The 18,510-nt window shown below is 59.6% G+C and carries 17 protein-coding genes, 1 tRNA gene and 3 pseudogenes; 15 read left to right on the forward strand and 6 right to left on the reverse strand.

Going from position 1 to position 18,510, the window contains the following annotated elements:
- The first annotated feature begins 162 nt into the window (after positions 1-162).
- The 6 genes from ACGI6K_RS20790 to ACGI6K_RS20815 all read left to right on the forward strand — a co-directional run bounded on the left by ACGI6K_RS20790 (position 163) and on the right by ACGI6K_RS20815 (position 4,283).
- The gene (locus tag ACGI6K_RS20790) at positions 163-1,494 is read left to right on the forward strand and encodes a CitMHS family transporter (protein ID WP_376942821.1); all 1,332 of its coding nucleotides are present in this window, start codon (positions 163-165) and stop codon (positions 1,492-1,494) included.
- Positions 1,495-1,591: 97 nt separating this feature from the next.
- Positions 1,592-2,338: a TerC family protein gene (locus tag ACGI6K_RS20795; RefSeq protein WP_376942819.1), complete on the forward strand. Its 747-nt coding sequence runs from the start codon at positions 1,592-1,594 to the stop codon at positions 2,336-2,338.
- A 195-nt stretch (positions 2,339-2,533) separates the two neighbouring features.
- Positions 2,534-2,610, forward strand: a tRNA-Arg gene (locus ACGI6K_RS20800).
- 322 nt (positions 2,611-2,932) lie between these two features.
- Positions 2,933-3,355, forward strand: a complete 423-nt coding sequence (locus tag ACGI6K_RS20805) for a hypothetical protein (protein ID WP_376942817.1) — start codon at positions 2,933-2,935, stop codon at positions 3,353-3,355.
- A 117-nt stretch (positions 3,356-3,472) separates the two neighbouring features.
- The gene (locus ACGI6K_RS20810; protein ID WP_376942815.1) at positions 3,473-3,787 is read left to right on the forward strand and encodes a hypothetical protein; all 315 of its coding nucleotides are present in this window, start codon (positions 3,473-3,475) and stop codon (positions 3,785-3,787) included.
- 22 nt (positions 3,788-3,809) lie between these two features.
- Positions 3,810-4,283 (forward strand): hypothetical protein, encoded by a 474-nt coding sequence (locus tag ACGI6K_RS20815; protein WP_376942813.1) that lies wholly within the window; start codon positions 3,810-3,812, stop codon positions 4,281-4,283.
- Between the two features lie 267 nt (positions 4,284-4,550).
- Here the strand turns inward: ACGI6K_RS20815 and ACGI6K_RS20820 are convergent, their stop codons facing one another.
- Positions 4,551-4,970, reverse strand: coding sequence for a hypothetical protein (locus tag ACGI6K_RS20820; protein WP_376942811.1), 420 nt, complete (start codon positions 4,968-4,970; stop codon positions 4,551-4,553).
- Positions 4,971-5,254: 284 nt separating this feature from the next.
- Between ACGI6K_RS20820 and ACGI6K_RS20825 the strand changes: the two genes are divergently transcribed.
- Positions 5,255-6,448, forward strand: a complete 1,194-nt coding sequence (locus ACGI6K_RS20825) for an IS4 family transposase (protein WP_394543109.1) — start codon at positions 5,255-5,257, stop codon at positions 6,446-6,448.
- A 537-nt stretch (positions 6,449-6,985) separates the two neighbouring features.
- On the opposite strand, the gene ACGI6K_RS20830 is transcribed toward ACGI6K_RS20825, so the two are convergent.
- The gene (locus ACGI6K_RS20830) at positions 6,986-7,555 is read right to left on the reverse strand and encodes an HPF/RaiA family ribosome-associated protein (protein WP_376945442.1); all 570 of its coding nucleotides are present in this window, start codon (positions 7,553-7,555) and stop codon (positions 6,986-6,988) included.
- Between the two features lie 402 nt (positions 7,556-7,957).
- Between ACGI6K_RS20830 and ACGI6K_RS20835 the strand changes: the two genes are divergently transcribed.
- Positions 7,958-9,247: an MFS transporter gene (locus ACGI6K_RS20835; RefSeq protein ID WP_376945448.1), complete on the forward strand. Its 1,290-nt coding sequence runs from the start codon at positions 7,958-7,960 to the stop codon at positions 9,245-9,247.
- 28 nt (positions 9,248-9,275) lie between these two features.
- Here the strand turns inward: ACGI6K_RS20835 and ACGI6K_RS20840 are convergent, their stop codons facing one another.
- From ACGI6K_RS20840 to ACGI6K_RS20850, 3 genes and pseudogenes are all read right to left on the reverse strand, one after another.
- A complete protein-coding gene (locus ACGI6K_RS20840; protein WP_376945444.1) occupies positions 9,276-10,211 on the reverse strand; it encodes an AEC family transporter in 936 nt (311 codons plus the stop codon).
- A gap of 731 nt (positions 10,212-10,942) precedes the next feature.
- Positions 10,943-11,683: a triose-phosphate isomerase gene (gene tpiA, locus ACGI6K_RS20845; RefSeq protein WP_376945446.1), complete on the reverse strand. Its 741-nt coding sequence runs from the start codon at positions 11,681-11,683 to the stop codon at positions 10,943-10,945.
- Positions 11,684-12,098: 415 nt separating this feature from the next.
- Positions 12,099-12,769: pseudogene (locus ACGI6K_RS20850) on the reverse strand (MurR/RpiR family transcriptional regulator); the annotation flags it as partial.
- A gap of 89 nt (positions 12,770-12,858) precedes the next feature.
- On the opposite strand from ACGI6K_RS20850, the pseudogene ACGI6K_RS20855 reads away from it, so the two are divergent.
- A pseudogene (locus ACGI6K_RS20855) lies at positions 12,859-13,377 on the forward strand (IS5 family transposase); the annotation flags it as partial.
- A gap of 339 nt (positions 13,378-13,716) precedes the next feature.
- Here ACGI6K_RS20855 and ACGI6K_RS20860 read toward each other — a convergent pair.
- Positions 13,717-14,625 (reverse strand): transcriptional regulator GcvA, encoded by a 909-nt coding sequence (locus tag ACGI6K_RS20860; RefSeq protein ID WP_376947508.1) that lies wholly within the window; start codon positions 14,623-14,625, stop codon positions 13,717-13,719.
- A gap of 140 nt (positions 14,626-14,765) precedes the next feature.
- Between ACGI6K_RS20860 and ACGI6K_RS20865 the strand changes: the two genes are divergently transcribed.
- The 6 genes and pseudogenes from ACGI6K_RS20865 (at position 14,766) to gstA (ending at position 18,461) form a co-directional block, all read left to right on the forward strand.
- A complete protein-coding gene (locus ACGI6K_RS20865; RefSeq protein ID WP_376947510.1) occupies positions 14,766-15,239 on the forward strand; it encodes a hypothetical protein in 474 nt (157 codons plus the stop codon).
- A 109-nt stretch (positions 15,240-15,348) separates the two neighbouring features.
- On the forward strand, positions 15,349-16,521 hold the full coding sequence (locus ACGI6K_RS20870) for a sedoheptulose 7-phosphate cyclase (protein ID WP_376947512.1): 1,173 nt from the start codon (positions 15,349-15,351) through the stop codon (positions 16,519-16,521).
- A gap of 216 nt (positions 16,522-16,737) precedes the next feature.
- Positions 16,738-16,881: pseudogene (locus ACGI6K_RS20875) on the forward strand (AGE family epimerase/isomerase); the annotation flags it as partial.
- Positions 16,878-17,159 (forward strand): AGE family epimerase/isomerase, encoded by a 282-nt coding sequence (locus ACGI6K_RS20880; protein ID WP_376947516.1) that lies wholly within the window; start codon positions 16,878-16,880, stop codon positions 17,157-17,159. The pseudogene ACGI6K_RS20875 and the gene ACGI6K_RS20880, both read left to right, overlap by 4 nt.
- Positions 17,098-17,697: a LysR family transcriptional regulator substrate-binding protein gene (locus tag ACGI6K_RS20885; RefSeq protein ID WP_376947517.1), complete on the forward strand. Its 600-nt coding sequence runs from the start codon at positions 17,098-17,100 to the stop codon at positions 17,695-17,697. The genes ACGI6K_RS20880 and ACGI6K_RS20885 overlap by 62 nt, the downstream gene beginning before the upstream one ends.
- A 152-nt stretch (positions 17,698-17,849) precedes the next feature.
- Positions 17,850-18,461: a glutathione transferase GstA gene (gene gstA / locus ACGI6K_RS20890; RefSeq protein ID WP_376947514.1), complete on the forward strand. Its 612-nt coding sequence runs from the start codon at positions 17,850-17,852 to the stop codon at positions 18,459-18,461.
- Positions 18,462-18,510: the final 49 nt, after the last annotated feature.

Genomic DNA, 18,510 nt, shown 5'->3' on the forward strand with positions numbered 1-18,510 from the left:
CCCGCTCCAGAGCCGGCGCCCGACCGGTCTCCCGATAAAAACAATGAGTGGAGATTGCCATGCCCCCCTTCGCGCCTTCGTCCGACCACGCCCAGCCGTCGTCCAGCCCATCGACCTCCCCGCGCTGATCCGCCCCCGTCCCTGCCTTCCGGAGTACTCGTCATGCTGACTTTCCTCGGCTTCGCCATGGTCTTGACCTTCATGTGCCTGATCATGACCCAACGCCTCTCGGCGCTGATCGCCCTCATCATCATTCCCGTGCTGTTCGCCCTATTCGGCGGTTTCGCCGGCGACATCGGACCGATGATGCTGCAGGGCATCACCAAGCTCGCCCCGACCGGGGTGATGCTGATGTTCGCCATCCTCTACTTCGCCCTGATGATCGATTCGGGGCTGTTCGACCCGCCGGTGCGCTTCATCCTGCGCATGGTCAAGGGCGACCCCTTGCGGGTCTCCGTCGGCACCGCCGCCCTGGCGCTGATCGTTTCCCTCGACGGCGACGGCGCCACCACCTACATGATCTGCGTCGCCGCCATGCTGCCGCTGTACAGCCGCATCGGCATGAACCCGCGGATCATGGCCGGCCTGATCATCCTCGCCGGCGGAATCATGAACATGACCCCTTGGGGCGGCCCCACCGCCCGCGCCGCCAGCGCCCTGCAGGTCGACCCGTCGGACGTGTTCGTGCCGATGATCCCGGCCATGGCGATCGGCGTGGCCGTCCTGCTGGGCATGGCCTACCTGTACGGCAAGCGCGAACGCGAGCGCCTCGGTGTGCTGCGCCTCTCCGACGGCAGCGAGGATCACTCCGAGGTCACCGTCTCCCAGTATCCCGAAGCGCGCCGGCCGAAGCTGTTGATGATCAACGCCATGCTGACCCTGGGTCTGATGGGCACGCTGATCACCGGCGTGCTGCCGTTGCCGGTGCTGTTCATGATCGCCTTCAGCCTCGCCATGATCATCAACTATCCCTGCCTCAAGGCACAGAAGGAGCGCATCGCCGCCCACGCCGGCAACGTGCTGGCGGTGGTCGGCCTGATCTTCGCCGCTGGCATCTTCACCGGCATCCTCTCCGGCACCGGGATGGTCGACTCCATGTCGAAGAGCCTGCTGGCGCTGATCCCGGACGCGATGGGGCCCTATCTCGCCGTGGTGACCGCGCTGGTGAGCATGCCCTTCACATTCTTCATGTCCAATGACGCCTTCTACTACGGGGTGCTGCCGGTGCTCACCGAAGCCGCCGGACACTACGGCATCAGCCCGGTGGAAATGGCGCGCGCCTCGATCGTCGGCCAGCCGGTGCACCTGCTCAGTCCGCTGGTACCCTCCACCTACCTGCTGGTGGGTCTGGCGAAGATCGAGTTCGGCGACCTGCAGCGTTTCGCCTTAAAGCTGGCTACCCTGCTCTGTCTGGCGATAATGCTCGCCGCGCTGCTGGTCGGCGTCTTTCCGGCGGCCGGCGGTCTAGCCATCGTTCCGGTGGCGGCCGGCTGAACGCCTTGACGGAAATTTCACACAGCGGCGTACAGAATCCCGCGGTTGGCGGCCCGCCTGCCACCAGCCGCACAACCGACGATTTAGAGGACCCTTTATGGACTGGCTGACCAACCCGGAGATCTGGGTTGCCTTCTTCACCCTGACCGCGCTGGAAATCGTGCTCGGCATCGACAACATCATCATGATCTCGATCCTCGTCGGTCGCATGCCGAAAGACATGCAGCCACGTACCCGCCTGTTCGGCCTGGCGCTGGCGATGGTCACGCGGATTCTCCTGCTGCTGTCGATCTCCTGGGTGATGGGTCTGACCGTTGACCTCTTCCACGTCTTCGGCCAGGGCATCTCCGGACGCGATTTGATCCTGTTCTTCGGCGGCCTGTTCCTGCTGTGGAAGAGCAGCACCGAGATCTACCACGGCCTGGAAGGCGAGGACGAGGCCAACGAAGCGCCCAAGAGCAGCGGCCAGTTCATCGCTACCATCGTGCAGATCGCGATCATCGACATCGTGTTCTCCCTGGACTCGGTGATCACCGCGGTCGGCATGGTCTCCCACGTACCGGTGATGATCGCCGCGATCGTCGCCGCCGTGCTGGTGATGATGGCCGCCTCCGGCACCATCGGCACCTTCATCGACCGCCACCCGAGCCTCAAGCTGCTGGCCCTGTCGTTCCTCATCGTGGTCGGCACCGTGCTGATCGCCGAGAGCTTCGGGGTGCACGTGCCCAAGGGCTACGTCTACTTCGCCATGGCCTTCTCGCTGGCGGTGGAAGCGCTGAACATCCGCATGCGCCGCGCCCGCAAGGAACCGGTGCACCTGAGCAAGGACATCCCCGGCCAATAGTCCACAAGCGCCGCACGAAGAAACGGGGCCCTCACGGCCCCGTTTTCGTCGGTGCCCGCCGCACGACGCCGAAGAAAGCGCCTGAACTCGCCGGCCCATGGTTGTGCAAGCCCGGCGCTAATGCTTAAATATGGCCTCTTCGCTCCAGGGGCACCGGTCGCCCGACCGAATCCCGCTCCCGGAACACCCCGCAACGCGCTCGTAGCTCAGCTGGATAGAGTACTGCCCTCCGAAGGCAGGGGTCGTGGGTTCGAATCCCGCCGAGCGCGCCAAATACCTGTTTCTAGCTGTCTCCAACAGTCTACAAACATCCCTGAAAAGCCCGCCCCATGCGGGTTTTCTTGTGTCTGGCTGTCTCTCGCTATCTACCCCTATAACTTCCCGCCGTGTATGCCAGCTTGTATGTTTCCGAAAAGTTAGAAGCAGAGGCATACAGGCAATGAAGCGCAGCGAGATCAAGCGCCGCCCGCTGGCGGATACCACGCTGGCCAGCCTGGAGCCGGCTGCGCTCGCTTCCTGACGTGATCAAGAGGATCGATCAACAGACCGCCCACTTCGAACGCTTGGCCACGACGGCTGAGGACATCACCCGGCATGAAACCGAAGCCAAGACGGCTCTCGAACGTGCCGCCCTGCTGGAACGTCAAGAGGCCCAGTTGCAGAAGCGACTGCGAGGCCCAGCAAATGCAGGAAACCGCCCGCCAAGGCGAGCAGGAGGCAGCCCAGGCAATCGCCCGCGCGGCGGCCAGCGGCGACGCCAAGGCCGAAAAAACGGCCCAAGCCAAGCTGAGCCAGGCCATCGAAGCGGCCCGGCTGGTCGGCGAAAAGGACCGTACCAGCCAGATCCTCACCGAGGCGCTGGAGCAGGAGACCACCACCCTGGCCAAGCAATTGAGCGAAGTCCGACAACAGGCTACGGATGCCTACAAGGCTGCCTTACGAGCAGAACTCCAGGCAATGGGACGCCGTTGCCGACGACCTGGCCGCCCTTGGCGCCCGCCTGGTTGCACTGGATAGGCAACTTGGCGGCTGGAACGCAGGCCTGTCCAAACTGAGCGTCCCCCGGTATGCCCCGCTCGCCGGATCGGTTGGACTGGACGAACTGGTACGCCGTGCCCAGGAGGACAAGGCCGCATGAACATGAAAAGGCACCGTCGCTTCGGCAACGGCTTCGCCACCTCGAACGGCCGGGTAGTCTACTACCAGGCCATCGCCTGGGACTGGCTCGGCGAAACGTACGGCATCGCCCAGCCCCTCGCCAACGAGTCGCGGGCAGCCTGGGCCGTTCGGGTTCTCGAAGCCCAATACTCCGATCGCCACGACGATGTGGTGAAACGGTACGCGCCGAAAGGCGTGACTGTAGAACAGACGGAGGTGTTCGAGGCGGCCTTGGTGGACAAGCTGACGCGGCTGGAGATCGAGCAGCGATATCGGGCCGGTGAAGACTGAGTCGCGTTGTCAGAGACCGTTGGTGTTATGCATCAACGGTTTTCATATCAGCAAGGACACGGTGGCGGCCGCCATCGCGTCAGGTATCAGTGCAGTTTCTTTTCCAGGCGGCCAAGGAGCATGGCATTGGCATTTGAACTTTGCCAGGCCGCTGATGGTTACGCAGTCGTCTGGCCTTTTGCTCCCTCCTTTGCCTGTCACTGTCAACCAGCTCACCCCTAGCTGTTTGCATTCGTCAGTCCATCATCTCGATCAGCCGCTTAACTTAATAGGCAGAAATCGGCCAGGAGCGGTCGATCAGCGATATCAGTCCCTGGCACACGACGGCGCAATTTCATCGCTGCTCGCTATCGAGAAGGCCATCAAGGCGATGCGCTTGCACTTGGCAGACGAGCCATGGGACGAGCATCTGGCGTGGATCGATGCAGAGTTGAACCGGCTCTGGGAAGTGCGTGGCGCCTTCCCAGGAATGGGAGCCTTGCCAGGGCTTAACTAGGTAGTGTCGTCATGAGATAAGGAATGTTATGGGCGGGAACCTCATGACGACACTACCTAACGACTTCCTTCCTCGACAGCCCAATGGAACAAGGAACACAGCATTTGCTAAAGACCCTACGAATTCACTCCATTAAATAGGGAAGACCACCGTTCTTCAAGATATCTGTAAAGTGTACCCAGCCACTATTGGATGACTGGATACACACGAGCTAAAAAACGATGCTACGACACCTATGGCGCACCTTGGCATGTCGCCTTATAGTGATTAGGCGACACCAACAATAGTCGCATCATCCGAATTGTAATCAATGTAGTGCCACCCATTGCGGATCGTGCTGCAGGAATATACATCATTGGTGAGGTCCTTGAAGTCGAAGCCCCAACCTTTAGTGTTCTTGAAACTAATCCGGTAGTTATAAACAACACCTCGATCATAGCTGACGTAACCTTCAGCAATACCCAGGTTCTGTACTTGCGCGGAGGGCGTGACAGGAGCGGCACCGGGAACCCAATTTACAGCTAGAAACGTCTCAGACAGCCCCTTAGACAAAGCACCGGCATGCTCAGCAACCTCATTCTCGGTGTATCCAGCATCTACTGGATAACCAACTTCATACTTGCGACCTGCTGCAGAAACGAGCTCAACGACGAGGTATTTTCCAGAAGTACGAACTTGAATGGTCATATATTTTCCTTAATATAGAGCCAAGTCTGAATGGGAGATTGATAGTAGCCACCCACTCAATACCTGTCAAAGTGATTTTTTTGACAAACCTAACCAAGCTGGCGGCCTATGCGAAGCGTTTCTTTTATTCCCAACCGGGCGCCGTTTTCTGCGCCCGCCTTTCACCCTCCGGCCCTGAGAGATCCCCAGAAATTTTCCATAAAAATCAAAAAGGTAAGGCTTGAAGAGGCCTGCATGGGCGGGCACATTGGTGGTCGCCAAACAAAAACAGCGCTCCCAGCCCCATGCAGACCGTCCAATTCTTGCACGACGCCTTCGCCCAAGCACTTCCCACGATCCATGCCCGCCGTCTCGAAGCCCTGATCGCCGCAGTGGTCGCCCTGCTGCAAGGCCGCTGCCTGAGCCTGACCGCGCTGGGGCGCTTCCTGCCCGGCTCTGCCTGGCCCAAGCATGCGATCAAGCGGGTCGACCGCCTGCTCGGCAACCGGCAGTTGCAGGCCGAGCGGGGGGTGTTCTACTGGGCCATGCTCCGCGCCCTGCTGGGGTCGTTCGAGCATCCGTCGATCCTGGTGGACTGGTCGCCAATCGATGCCGCCGGCACGCTGTTCCTGCTGCGCGCCGCGATCCCGCTGGCCGGGCGTTCGCTGCCGGTCTGTGAAGTCGTCCATCCGCGCGAGGGCTGCCCGCGTTGCCAGAAACGCCTGCTCGAGGCGCTCTCGGCGATGCTGCCAGCCGGCTGCACGCCCATCCTGGTCACCGATGCCGGTTTCCGGCGGCCCTGGTTCCAGGCCGTCGAAGCCATGGGTTGGCATTACGTCGGCCGTGTGCGCAATCGCGACCTGTGCCGATTCGCCGAGCAGCCCTGGCAGCCAGTGAAAAGCCTGTACGCCCTGGCCTCGGCATCGCCGAAACGGCTCGGTGGCCTCGAAATGACGCGCTCGGCGCCCTGGTCCACCCAACTCTACGCGGTAAAGCATGCGCCACGGGGGCGCAAGCACCGGCGCATCACCGGAACCGTGGCCCGGGATAAACGCAGCCGGCAAAACGCACAGCGCGAAAGCGAGCCCTGGCTGCTGGCCAGCAACCTGCCCGAGGCGCAGTGGAATGCCGCGCGGGTCGCAGCGATCTACAAGCGGCGCATGCAGATCGAGGAAGGCTTGCGCGACCTGAAAAGCCATCGGCTGGGGTTCGGCCTGGGGCTGCATCGAAGCCGCTGTCCGCGGCGCATCGAGATCCTGCTGCTGATTGCCGTGCTGGCCAGCTATGCGCTGTACCTGCTGGGTTTGCAGACGCGGGAGGCAGGGCACGCGCGGCGCTTTCAGAGCAATAGCGTCAAGGACAGGCACGTGCTGTCGCTGTGGCGGCTGGGACTAGAGTATGCACGCACTTATGTGGGAGACATTTCCCGAGAGAGGCTGCGGGAGCTGGAGTTGGCCCTGCGGCAGGAGGTCCACCGGCAAGCGCGGGAACTGCGGTGATTTTGTGGGGATCACTCAGGCTCAAAATGCTCATTTACAGCGCGTAAACTCCGCTTTTTCGCCTGTTTTTGCCTTGCGCTGACTGCCTCGCTTACGTTTTTAAAGGTGCCCGGTAGGGGCAAAGACCAGCAGCGAGGAAAGTCTACGGCCAACGCCAATCGGGTCAGGATGGTGGGGCCCCTGGGAGCTTGCTTCGGTAAGAGTCAGATGAGTCGCGCTTCTTCGTTAACGGCTGGGTCTGGAAGTTAGTGAACTGGTGAAAATCGGTTAACTGGTGAAATGCCGGGTTAACCATGAGCCAAGCTCATACAGCAGGCTACCAGCAGATAAAACTACCAGCCCCTCATTGTGCGGGGCTCCCCTCGGCACTCGGCATCAGGCCATCGCAAAATTGCACATGATGGAGCTGATCAGAAAGCAATCAACATAAGGCTAGCAGCCGGCAACCTGTATACCTGCCTGTATGCCATCCACAAATCACGAATATAAATTCATTTAATTTCAATTAGATACAGAACAGGTTAGAGGCTCTCCGACTCAGCCCTGCGCGTGCGACCTGCCCGGCGGATGCACGGTGCTGGCCTGCGGTCCCTGCTCTCCGGCCTCTTCGGAAAAGCGTACCTGGTCGCCGACATGCAGGTGGTCGAAGGCCGCGTTTAGCACGCTGTGGCGATGGAAGTAGATCTGCCGCCCGTCCATGGTTTCAAGTATGCCGAAGTCCCTCTCGCCGTGCAGTTCCGACACCCGTCCCTCCTGCTGCGCCGGTTCGTGGCTCTTGACCTCGGCCCGGCGCTTGCGCGCGTAGTCCTCCAACTGGCGGCGCACGGCCCGAAAGCTGTCGCGGATGGCCACGTACGGGTCTTCGTGGGTGTGCTCGTCGTGGTGGGCCTGGCTGGAATGGATGTCGCCGTCCGGCAGCGTCAGGTGCACCTTGACCTGGTAGAGCCGGCCCTGGTGGTGGCGCCGGTGCGGGGCATCGAAGGTGACCGAACAGCCGATGATCCGCTCGTAGAATTCCTCGAGTTCGTCGCACTGCTCGCGGATGTGCGCCTCGATGGCCGGAGAGGGCTCGATCTGGTGGAAATGAATCTGCACTGGCTTTTGCATGGCGGGCCTCGCAAGGACGGGTGGCGTATCGGCTCGGGCCGGCTCGGCGCAGACCGGACGCCGCCCATGCCGCCCATGAAGGCCGACCCGACCCATTCTTGAAGTCTGAACCAGCCGAGGGAAGCCCGCAGGCTCCGCATGTCGGCTTCCAGGCTCGCGCCGGCCGCGCGGCCCAGGCGGGAAAGCCCGTTCCGGCGGCCCGATAACCACCCACCAGCGCCTTTCGGACAATTGGAAAGCATCTCGAACGGTGTCACTCTTTTGTAACAACACGATAAGGTCGGTCCTGTCCCGCCAAGTCCGAAACCGGCCGGCGACGCCGCCGGTTCTCCCCCGTGGATATCCGTGCCTCGCGCCATAGAGCGGCGCCTTTCCCTCGATCCCTTACCTGTGAGTAACGACGTGTCCGATGCGATTTCCTCCGAGCCCAGCTCCAGCATCTATCGCTATCCGGGCTTTCTGCCCTTTCTGATCGGCCGCCTCGCGGCCATCTGTGCCCAGCAGATCCAGGCCGTGGTCGTGGCCTGGCAGGTCTACGACGCGACCCGCGATCCGCTGTCGCTGGCTGCCGTCGGTCTGGCCCAGTTCATTCCCATGCTGCTACTGTTGTTGCCGGCCGGCGATCTGATCGACCGCTTCGACCGCAAGCGTATCCTCACCATCAGTTGGGCCATGAGCGCCCTGTGCAGCGCCCTGCTGCTCTGCCTGTCGCTGGGCGACAGCCTGAATGTCTTGCTGGTCTACGTCGCGCTGGCGCTGTTCGGCTGCGCACGCGCCTTCACCGGACCGGCCCTGCAGAGCCTGCTGCCGCAGGTGGTGCCGCGCGAGCGGCTGGCAGCGGCGATCGCCGCCAACAGCATGATCATGCGCAGCGCCACCATCGTCGGCCCGCTGGTCGGCGGTGGGCTCTACGCGCTGGGTGACGGCCCGTTGAGCTACGCGTGCTGCCTGGCCGGCTTCCTGCTCGGCTTGACGCTGCTGCGCTGGGTACCGGTGCGCTTCGCCGAACCGCCGAAGAAACTGGAAGCCACCGCCTGGCAGCGCTTCACCGCCGGCATCGTCTTCATCCGCTCGCGGCCGATTATCCTCGGCACCATGTCGCTGGACCTGTTCGCCGTGCTGCTCGGCGGCGTGGTGGCGCTGTTGCCGATCTACGCCCAGGAAGTGCTGCAGGTCGGCCCGGCCGGGCTTGGCGCGCTGCGCAGCGCCATGGCCATTGGCGAGATACTGGTCGGCCTCTGGCTGAGCGTGAGGCCCTTCGACCGGCGGGTCGGCCTGACCATGTTCGCCGCGGTCGCATTGTTCGGCCTGGCCAACCTGGTGTTCGCCCTGTCCAACCTGTTCTGGCTGTCCTTCGTGGCCCTGATGGTGGCCGGCGGCGCGGACATGGTCAGCATGTACATCCGCTCCTCGCTAATCCAGTTCTCCACCCCGGATGCCATGCGCGGGCGGGTTAACGCGGTGAACATGCTGTTCATCGGCTCCTCCAACGAACTGGGCGAGTTCCGCGCCGGCAGCAGCGCCGCCTGGTTCGGCACGGTGCCGGCGGCGCTGCTGGGCGCGCTGTGCACGCTGACGGTGGCGGGCGGCTGGATGTGGGGCTTCAAGTCGCTGCGCCGGGTCGACCGCTTCGAGGACGCCTCGCCCGATGCCCGCACCGCCGCGCCGCGCGAAGGCGCCACGGCCGCGTAGTCGGCGGCGCGACCGGATGCCCCGCCGCTTACTGGTGAGGCTTCAGGATGCCGCTCAGCAGGCTGATGCTGAAAAAGGACATCAGCGTGGTGAACAGCAAAGCAGCGGCGCAGCGTCCCTCGACGCCGAAGCGCTGGCCGAGGACCGTGTAGACGCTCAGCATCGGCGCGCTGGCGAATACCACCCCGGCTACCCGCAGCGCCGGGTCCACGTCCGGCAGCAGCGAGAAGAGCAGGAAGACCGCCAGCGGGTGCAGGATCAGCTTGCCCGCGGCAATCGTCCACAGCTCGGCGAACAGGCCGTCCAGTTTCAGGCCCCGGAGCGAACCGCCAATCACGAACAGCGCCACCGGTGCCGAGGCCGAAGCGAGCATTTCCACCACCTTGCCCGGAATCGCCGGTAGGCGCACGCCCAGCAGGGACAACAGCAGACCGCCCAGCATGGCGAGGATCAGCGGCGTCCTGGCCAGGCGCCCAGCCGCCTCGCCCATCACCTTGCCGATGGCGCCCCGCCGCTGGCCGGTCTCGGCGAGCACCAGGCTGAGCGGAATGATCAGCAACTGCTCGACCAGAATGTTCAGCGCCAGACCGATGGCCGCTACCGGACCGAGCAGCATGACGACGATGGGATAGCCGACGAAGCCGCTGTTGGAAACGGCCATGCCCAGGGCGGTCATGGCGCCCCTGTCCAGGGGCTCGCGGCGCAATCTGAGGGCGAACAGCAGACCGAGCAGGAACACGGCCAGGGAACCTCCGCCATAGGCCAGCAGGTATTGCCAGTTCATCACCTCCAGGAAGGGACTGTCCGACACGGCCTTGAGCACCAGCGCCGGCAGGGCGAAGGAAATGACGAAGCGGCCCAGGCCACGGATCTGCTCGCTGTCGATCGCCTCGAAGCGGACGGCGAGAAAGCCAAGCCCGATCAGGATGAAGATGGGCATGGTGATGGAGAGGATCTGCAGCACGGCGAACCCCCTTGGCGGGATGGGCGGGAAGGAAAAGCATGGAAGGCGCGTGCAGACGATACCGCCCGGATCGGCCTTCATACCAGGCGAAATGCGCTCGTCCCACGCGTGCGAATATATGCTCATGCCGACGCCCCGAAGCTCGCAGGGAGCGGGCAAGGATAATGCTCCTCCGTACGGAATTCCCTGCGGGCTCGGTTATCGGGGCTTCCCGGCCTGGACCGACCGGAGCGCGTTACCGGTATCCGCGGCCAGGTAGCGCGCCGGAATTACCTCTTTCCATGGAGCGGCCGGCAGCTTGCTACGCTTCCTGCGCACGGCCAGACGACGGCCGTCGCGCGCGCCCGATGGACATAGCTCGCGCGGCTGCCCGCCCGGCGTCCCCTCTTCGAGTGCGCATGCAGACCGGGCATCCTAGGGTTTGTTACCGTTTCGCCGCGACCGCGCCGGAGCCGGTTTTTGCGCGGGGTTAGGCACGAGACGCGAAGTCTGGTCGTCCAGATGAGCCGTCGAGTAACGACACACCGCGCAAAAACCGGCCCGGCCCTTCGGGTTGCGCGGGAAATGGCTGCCGCTGTCGTTGCAGGACTTGGCAAGGGAATGACCATTGCCTGCGTCTTGCGCAATCTCCAGGGATGGAGTGAATGCCGCAAGCCCGCCGGGAGCGGGCGCGGCCTGACCGGGAGCCATTTCTCGCGGCAACGCGGCTTGCGCCGAAATGGCAACAGACCCTAGGACTGCGCAGCCCGGCAGATCGCCAGGAAGGAGGCTGCCTCCAGCGAGGCGCCGCCGATCAGGCCGCCGTCGATATCCGGCTGGGCGAACAGCGCGGCGGCGTTGTCCGGCTTGACGCTGCCGCCGTAGAGGATCGGCGTGGCGGCGGCCTCGCCCAGCAGCGCGCGGATGTGCCGGTGCACCGCCTGGGCCTGCTCGGGATTGGCGGTTTCGCCGGTGCCGATGGCCCAGACCGGTTCGTAGGCGATCACCCCGGCGGCGATCCCGGCGCCGCCGACCCGTTGCAGGACCGCCCGCACCTGCCCGGCGATGACCGCCTCGGCGCTGCCGTCGCGGCGCTGTGCCAGGGTTTCGCCGACGCACAACACCGGCACCAGTCCGGCCCGCAGCACCGCCTCGAACTTCTCCGCCACCGTCTCGTCGCTCTCGCCGAACAGGCTGCGCCGCTCGGAATGGCCGACCAGCACGTAGCGGCAGCCCAACTCCTCGAGCATGCCGGCGCCGACCTCGCCGGTGAAGGCGCCCTGCCCGGCGCTATGGAGGTTCTGCGCGCCCAGCGCCACGCTGGAGCCTTCCAGCAGGGCGCAGACCTGCGCCAGGTACGGGAAGGGCGGACAGACCGCCACCTCGACCCCCTTCACCGCCGCCAGCGGCGGCAGCAGTTCCTGCAGCAGGCGCCGGTTGGCGTCCAGGCTGCCGTTCATCTTCCAGTTGCCGATGACCAGTTTTCCACGCATGAGTCTTCTCCTCAGTCCCGCGGCGGCCGCTGGTTACCGATCCGCCGGGCGACGACTCGCCGGGCGTCGATGTGCCAGGCGCGGTACGGCGCGCCTGTCTTGCTCTTGCTGTTCATGATCTCGGGTGTCCTGTGCTGGGCCCGGCGTCGCGGCCGGCTGGCCGGCGGACGCGAGCGATTCCTGTGGTTCGGTGTGCACCCCGCCGCAGGCGCGGGGCCGGTCGCGCGTCCCCTTCGACGGCGCGAGGGCACAGTCCGTTCACCGGGAGAGGCACATTCGCCATCCTCGACGGCCGGCCCACCGGCCGGAGGCGGACAGCGAACGAACGGAAAACGACACCGGTCGCAGGTGGCGCCGGTGTCCCGCGCCGCGACTCTAGTGAAAAACGAACGACGCAAGCAACAACGGCGGATGCTCAGGCGAGCCCCTCATCGCTCCTTTCGCCTTCCAGGATGGCCGGCGCGCCGATTTCTTCGACCTTCAGCTCCATGCGGTAAGCCACGGCGATGACCAGCGCCTGGCACAGGCTCAGGGTAGCGCTGAGCGAGCGGAAGGCGCAGGTGCTGCCCTCGTTGACCAGCAGCAGGGTATTGGCCTGCTTGGCCAGCGGCGCCAACTGGCTGTCGGCGATGACCAGCGCCCTAGCCTTGTGGTGACGGGCGATGCGCACGCATTGCTGGGTTTCCTTGCCGTAGGGACTGAAGTTGACGGCGACCACCAGATCGCCCTCGCGCACTCTGCGCATCTGTTCGCGGTAGCCGCCGCCCAGGCCGGATATCAGGTGGATGCGTTTGTTGGTGTGCTGCAGGCTGTAGACCAGGTAATGGGCCACGGCGAAGGAACGGCGCACGCCGACCACATAGATATATTGTCGGCCTCGACCAGCGGGTCCACAGCCTTGTCGAACTCGCGCTCGTCGAGTTCCTGAATCAGCCGGTCGAGTCCCGAGCGGGTGGCGTTGATGCATTCGCGCGCCAGTTCGCCGCCGGAAGCCTTGTACGAGCGGTTGGCGATCATCCGGCGGATGCGCTGCTGGTAGTTCCGGATCGGCGTGGCCTTGTCGGTGTAGGCCTCGCGGAACAGGAAATCCTGAAAAAGACTTCCCGATTCTGCTGAAATGCGTCCGCCCCCTTGCCCGAGTTTCCCGATGAAGCAATTGTCTTTCGCCGACGCCGGAGGACGGCAAGCGCGACCCGGAAATGCACTCGACGAAGAAGGGCAAGCAATGGTACTTCGGCATGAAGGCGCATATCGGCGTCGATGCCAAGTCAGGCCTGGTGCATCACGTGGTGGGCACGGCGGCTAACGTGGCGGATGTCACCCAGGTCGACAAGGTGCTGCATGGCGAGGAAACCCTGGTCAGCCTTGATGCGGCCTATATCGGCGTCGAGAAACGACCGGAGCCCGCCGGGCGGAACGTTGTCTGGCAGATCGCGGCCCGGCGCGGCACCTATCGCAAGCCTGGCAAGCGCAGCCTGCTGTATCGCGTCAAACGCCGGATCGAGAAGGTCAAGGCGCAGATACGGGCCAGGGTCGAGCATCCGTTTCGGGTGATCAAGCGGCAGTTCGGTTACGTGAAGGTGCGCTTCCGTGGCCTGGCGAAGAATACGGCGCAACTGATGACGCTGTTTGCCCTGTCGAACCTGTGGATGGCGCGAAAACATCTGCGGGTGGCAGAAGAGGTGCGTCCGTAATAAGGGAAAACACCTCGCCAAATGCTCTTTGGGGCGGAAAATCAAACCTGGGTTGACCACGAGCCTGTATTTCTGTCCTTGGCGAACAAGACAGGAGCAAAAGTCAGGGCTATTTCAGACCATCCCTAACTACCCTCGCCGAGGCGCTTCGCCGCGCCTGGCGTGCTTTTCCTACTTACGCCCCGCGATTTGATCGGCCCTCACCCAGCCCTCTTCCTGCTGCTTTACAGCCTACTCCCCCTGCCCCGATGATGGCTCTGTGTTCCGCCGACATTGTCAGTTGCACACCTGACAGCAGAAATTTAGCAAGGGAACGTTAATCAAAGGAGGTTGATCAGACTAGAAAATAGATTCACTCCCTCTAAGAATATCAATCAACCAGGTTCGAAATGCCACGACCTTCTTTGAGCTCGCGAATTCCTCGGGTGTAACCAAATAGAAACCGAGATCGGACTTTAACCTTAAACTAAACGGTGCCACCAATTTTCCAGCCTTTAAATCGTCATCTACATATGTAGACCGCCCGATGCAAACGCCCAACCCGTCAATGGCAGCCTGCACTGCCATCATTGCCAAATCAAATGTCAATCGAGTGCCTTCAGCCAGTTTTTTCGGTTGGCCAGCGGCACTTAACCACATATTCCAGTCATTGCAGGTCATACCGCTAACTTGCAGCAACGTATGATTGGCTAAGTCACCTGGCATCCTCAAGGCTGTTGGTCCAGCGAGCAAATTCGGGCTACATACGGGAAAGATTTCATCTGACATCAACCAATCTGCCCGCAGTCCCTTCCAATCTCCATAGCCATAGCGAATTGCAGCATCAACGCTCCCTTTTCGAAAGTCGACCAGTTCTGTCGATGCGGTTACACGCACATCGATATCCGGGAAGGCATTCTGAAACGATGCCAAACGTGGCAATAGCCATTTGGAAGCAAGAGAAACAAGAGTACTAATAGTTAGTTCGCTTTTCTTATTCGATTCTAACAACATCTCTGTGGAATATCGCAACTCTTGAAAAGCTGAACGAACGCCGGGCAGATACATATGACCTTCGGTTGTCAGTGCGAGTCCATCCTTAAGGCGCAGAAATAGACGAACGCCGAGTTCATCTTCAAGCCGACGAATCTGATGGCTAATGGCGGTCTGAGTGACATTTAATTCTTGTGCAGCCTTGGTGAAACTCATATGTCGTGCAGCGGCTTCAAACGCTTTCAATCCATTGAGTGAAGGTACACGGTTGACCATAAGGCCTCGTTATGCTCATGAGAAATTTTCATAAGATAGCACTCAAGAAGTCCTTTGCAAAACGTTTCAGCAGTCGAGGATCCTTGCCCCGCTTTCAATGCATACCGGCTTGAAAGCTCCCCCCAGCGCAGGAGATCGTCATGAGTAACACCCTTGACATTAGCAACAGCTCGGTCGAAAACCCTACCCGCTTGAAAGCGCGAAATACCTCAAGAATGGCCGAAATTAGCCGTCCTCACTTCGATGCCGCCTATGAAAAGGGGCTGATGGGCGTGTCTTGCCGGGTGCTTGATAACCGCCGTATCGAGATTGTTGCCAATGGCCGGCAGGTGATTGACTACACACGCTGTGGCTACCTCAATCTCGACGCCTACCCGAAGGTTCTCGCTGCGGCCATAGCGTCCATGAATGAGATCCCGTCGACGCACTTTTCGGTCGCTCGCACGCGTCTTTCTGCGGAGCCACTAGTGCGCCTGGAGGAAACCCTAGCCACCCTGCTCGATGTGCACGGGGTCGTAGTATTCCCAACTGTTGCTGCTACCAATATGCGGTTGCACCGAGTACCACACCACGCCGCAATGGCTCTTGAAAGCCTCCCTAAAATGAGGCCGTAGTACTAATAATGAATTTGTTCAAAACAATATAGCAACTGATTGACATGGCGTAGACACAATTATAGCTACAATATATGTAGCGATTGAGCCAACCTTAAGGAGGCCTAGCATGTTGGAAGCTGCGCAGTCTATTTCACTAAACGCAAATCAAATCGTTTCCTATGATGTTGTGTTGTGCGACAACATAATGGATGTTGTATCCAAGTGCGTTGACTTTGATGCAGAGGACGATACGAATACGGTGAGGGGCGTATTTGTCGACGCAGGCCTTCCTGAGCAGTTCAAGCGTCATTTTCTCGAAAAGCTATCTTCCATCGGCGCTCATTATGTTGCTACCGAAGTGCCAGGCGACGAGGAAAATAAAGTGCTGCCGGAGGTGCTTAAAGTTGTCAAGCAGATGAATGCGCTTGGCGTTAAGAGACGGTCTGCTCCGTGCATCGTCATAGGGGGTGGTGTAGCGCTAGACGTGGTGGGGTTCGCAGCAAGTTTGTATCGCTGCGGGGTACCTTATATTCGGGTACCGACAACTTTGCTTTCTATGGTGGATGTCGGGGTAGCGGCAAAGACTGCCGCCAACTATCTCGGATATAAAAATCGGATAGGAACATTTCATCCAGCCGCATTGACGCTTGTCTTTCCAGAGTATCTTTCTACCCTGCCGAGGCGGCAGATATCAAACGGTGCAGGTGAGATCTTCAAACTTGCCGTGATAAAGGACAAGGATCTATTCGATACTCTAGATCACTATGGCCCGACCTTCATTAGCGCCAGAGAGCTCTACAGTGATGAAACAAAAGACATTATTCTTAGGTCACTTAACGGTATGGCTGTAGAGCTGGAAAATAATCTTTGGGAACACAATCTTCAACGTGTAGTAGATTACGGACACTCATTCAGCCCACTCGTCGAGATGACCTATATTAATGAACTCCTGCATGGCGAGGCAGTAACGTTGGATTGTCTGTTTAGCGCTATTCTATCTTTTAATCGAGGTCATCTCTCGGGCGAGGAACTGGAGCGACTCTTTAACGTTGCCAATAAACTTGGCCTACCAACCTTTCACAGCGGATTTGCGGATATCCCTTTGCTAGAAAGGGCCCTGAAGGACACAACAATCCATCGGAATGGTAGCCAGAATCTACCGCTGATGGACGGTATTGGGTCTGCGCTCTTTGTCAACGATGTTTCATCTGACGAGATCCAACGCGCCTCTAAATTGATGGCTCAGTTGTCAACTCTTTTTAAGTTGCTGAAGAATAATATTAATCTAGATTATAAGTAAATTAAAAATATAGGAATCAGTATGTTTCCTTACAGAAACCATGGGCAAGAAAGCTGGCTTTTCTGCGATTTTCACCGAAAATGGCTAGCAAACGAAGTCGAACGCCTGTTTCGCTTCTTCGACCGAAACATTATTGATACCCGTGGGGACTCAAAGAGTTAGACATTAAGAGAGAACCTCTTGCGCTAAAAGCGCTCTTCAACATATCGCTCATTACAATCTACGTGTCGTTTGATATATTGCTGTAGTGTTGCCCATTTGATGGAACGGCCTGGTTCCGAGCGCTACATAGATCACGAGATAGAATTTGTATTGGGCCGTTTGCCAGACAAACGGTACGGCGGATCTTTCATGGCATAGGCGATGATGAAGAGTGTAACTCAGATAAGGACGCCTATGGCCACGCATTCGCACTATTGGCAGGTGCTGCAGCCGTAGCCGTCGGGCATCCAAAGGGGCAAAATCCTATATCGAACACAACGGAAATTATTTTCAATCGCTTCTGGGACGTGGATGTGGGAGCTTCGCAGGACTCCTTTTCAGTAGACTGGAAGCGATCTGTTAATTCTACCACTACTGCTACAGAGTTTCAGCCGACTGCATCCAGGCATCGAAATCGTATCGCTCGAAGGCACTGACGAGGAGGTCGAACAATGGCTGGTCAACAGCAGTGTCGACCTAGGGGTTGTAATGAACCCCTCTCCTTCCAGGGCCGCACTGTTGCTAGGACGTGATTCATGGGTAGTTGCGGTGCTAGCAACCCATGATTGGGCACGTAAATCCTCGACCAGTACCATCTCACTCACAGATGTTGTGGAACAACCGCTTATCCTAGCCACTGGTGGCTGCTACCTTTATGGTCAGTCGTTGGTCGAGCAGGAAGACCTCGCGCTGAAAAACATCAAGATTACCGTCCGAGACTGGACCTCAGCGTTTGCCTTAATCAGCGAAGGCATGGGCATATCGATTGTTCCAGCCTCTACTTTGCCTCTTGATCGCCGTGGCTTTCGGGTCTTCGAATTGAGTAAACCGATCTATCGGGAATTCGGTTTGGTCTGCTCTGCTGCAGGCGAACGTACACCTTGTGCACAAGCGCTTCTCAATGAAATCCGAAAATCGACGATGAACAGGAATATTCCGGTGACCATCCGTAGCAATGGATCTAATGTCGCCTGACCAACATAAGATTATCTAATGATGCGCACCTCAAATCATAATTTTACGTGACAGCGACGCAACGACAAGATTACTTGAGCAAAGCTCGCACAATTTATGGGCATAAGCAGCATTCCCCTTTAACTACCATCACCTCATACAAGGAGACACCCATGAAACTATATTTTACCCCTATGACTTGCTCACTTTCTCCACACATTGTGCTTCGGGAGCTCGACCTACCCTTTGAGCTTATCCGTGTTAACAACAAGACCAAGGCCACAGCGGATGGTGGTGACTTCCGCAGCGTCAATCCCAAAGGCTATGTCGCTGCTTTGGTACTAGATAATGGCGAGGTTTTGACTGAGGGTCCAGTTATTGTGCAGTACCTTGCTGATCAGGTACCAGGTAATTCACTGGCGCCAGCTAACGGCACCTGGGAACGCACACGTTTGCAAGAAATGTTGAATTTTATCACCTCAGAAATCCATGGCGGCAGTGCTCCACTATTCAACGCCGAAATCCCTGATCCCGTAAAAGAAATATTTCGCCTAAAACTATTTAGGCGCCTTGATTACCTTAACAACCATCTAATTCAAAAAGACTACCTACTCGGACAATTTGGCCTCGCCGACGCTTATCTCTTTACTGTCCTGAAATGGCTTCCCTTCTTTAAGATTGACATTGATAACTGGCCGGAGCTAGCAACATTTATGAAGCGGGTCGAAGCTCGCCCCAACGTGAAGGCTGCTATTGCAGCAGAAGAGGCGACACAACCGGTCTAGTCGCAGATGGAAAAAGCTCTACTCTGCGTTAATTTGGATAAAAATCTTT

It is taken from the genome of Azorhizophilus paspali, from assembly GCF_043587585.2.
Taxonomy (GTDB): Bacteria; Pseudomonadota; Gammaproteobacteria; order Pseudomonadales; family Pseudomonadaceae; genus Azotobacter; species Azotobacter paspali.

What these genes read in the sequence shown, in the direction of transcription:
- ACGI6K_RS20865 (WP_376947510.1), top strand. Translation starts at nt 14,766, where the DNA reads ATGAGTAACACCCTTGACATTAGCAACAGCTCGGTCGAAAACCCTACC.
- ACGI6K_RS20830 (WP_376945442.1), bottom strand. Translation starts at nt 7,555, where the DNA reads ATGCAAAAGCCAGTGCAGATTCATTTCCACCAGATCGAGCCCTCTCCG.
- ACGI6K_RS20860 (WP_376947508.1), bottom strand. Translation starts at nt 14,625, where the DNA reads ATGGTCAACCGTGTACCTTCACTCAATGGATTGAAAGCGTTTGAAGCC.
- ACGI6K_RS20820 (WP_376942811.1), bottom strand. Translation starts at nt 4,970, where the DNA reads ATGACCATTCAAGTTCGTACTTCTGGAAAATACCTCGTCGTTGAGCTC.
- tpiA (WP_376945446.1), bottom strand. Translation starts at nt 11,683, where the DNA reads ATGCGTGGAAAACTGGTCATCGGCAACTGGAAGATGAACGGCAGCCTG.
- ACGI6K_RS20795 (WP_376942819.1), top strand. Translation starts at nt 1,592, where the DNA reads ATGGACTGGCTGACCAACCCGGAGATCTGGGTTGCCTTCTTCACCCTG.
- ACGI6K_RS20810 (WP_376942815.1), top strand. Translation starts at nt 3,473, where the DNA reads ATGAACATGAAAAGGCACCGTCGCTTCGGCAACGGCTTCGCCACCTCG.
- ACGI6K_RS20825 (WP_394543109.1), top strand. Translation starts at nt 5,255, where the DNA reads ATGCAGACCGTCCAATTCTTGCACGACGCCTTCGCCCAAGCACTTCCC.
- ACGI6K_RS20805 (WP_376942817.1), top strand. Translation starts at nt 2,933, where the DNA reads ATGAAACCGAAGCCAAGACGGCTCTCGAACGTGCCGCCCTGCTGGAAC.
- ACGI6K_RS20870 (WP_376947512.1), top strand. Translation starts at nt 15,349, where the DNA reads ATGTTGGAAGCTGCGCAGTCTATTTCACTAAACGCAAATCAAATCGTT.
- gstA (WP_376947514.1), top strand. Translation starts at nt 17,850, where the DNA reads ATGAAACTATATTTTACCCCTATGACTTGCTCACTTTCTCCACACATT.
- ACGI6K_RS20790 (WP_376942821.1), top strand. Translation starts at nt 163, where the DNA reads ATGCTGACTTTCCTCGGCTTCGCCATGGTCTTGACCTTCATGTGCCTG.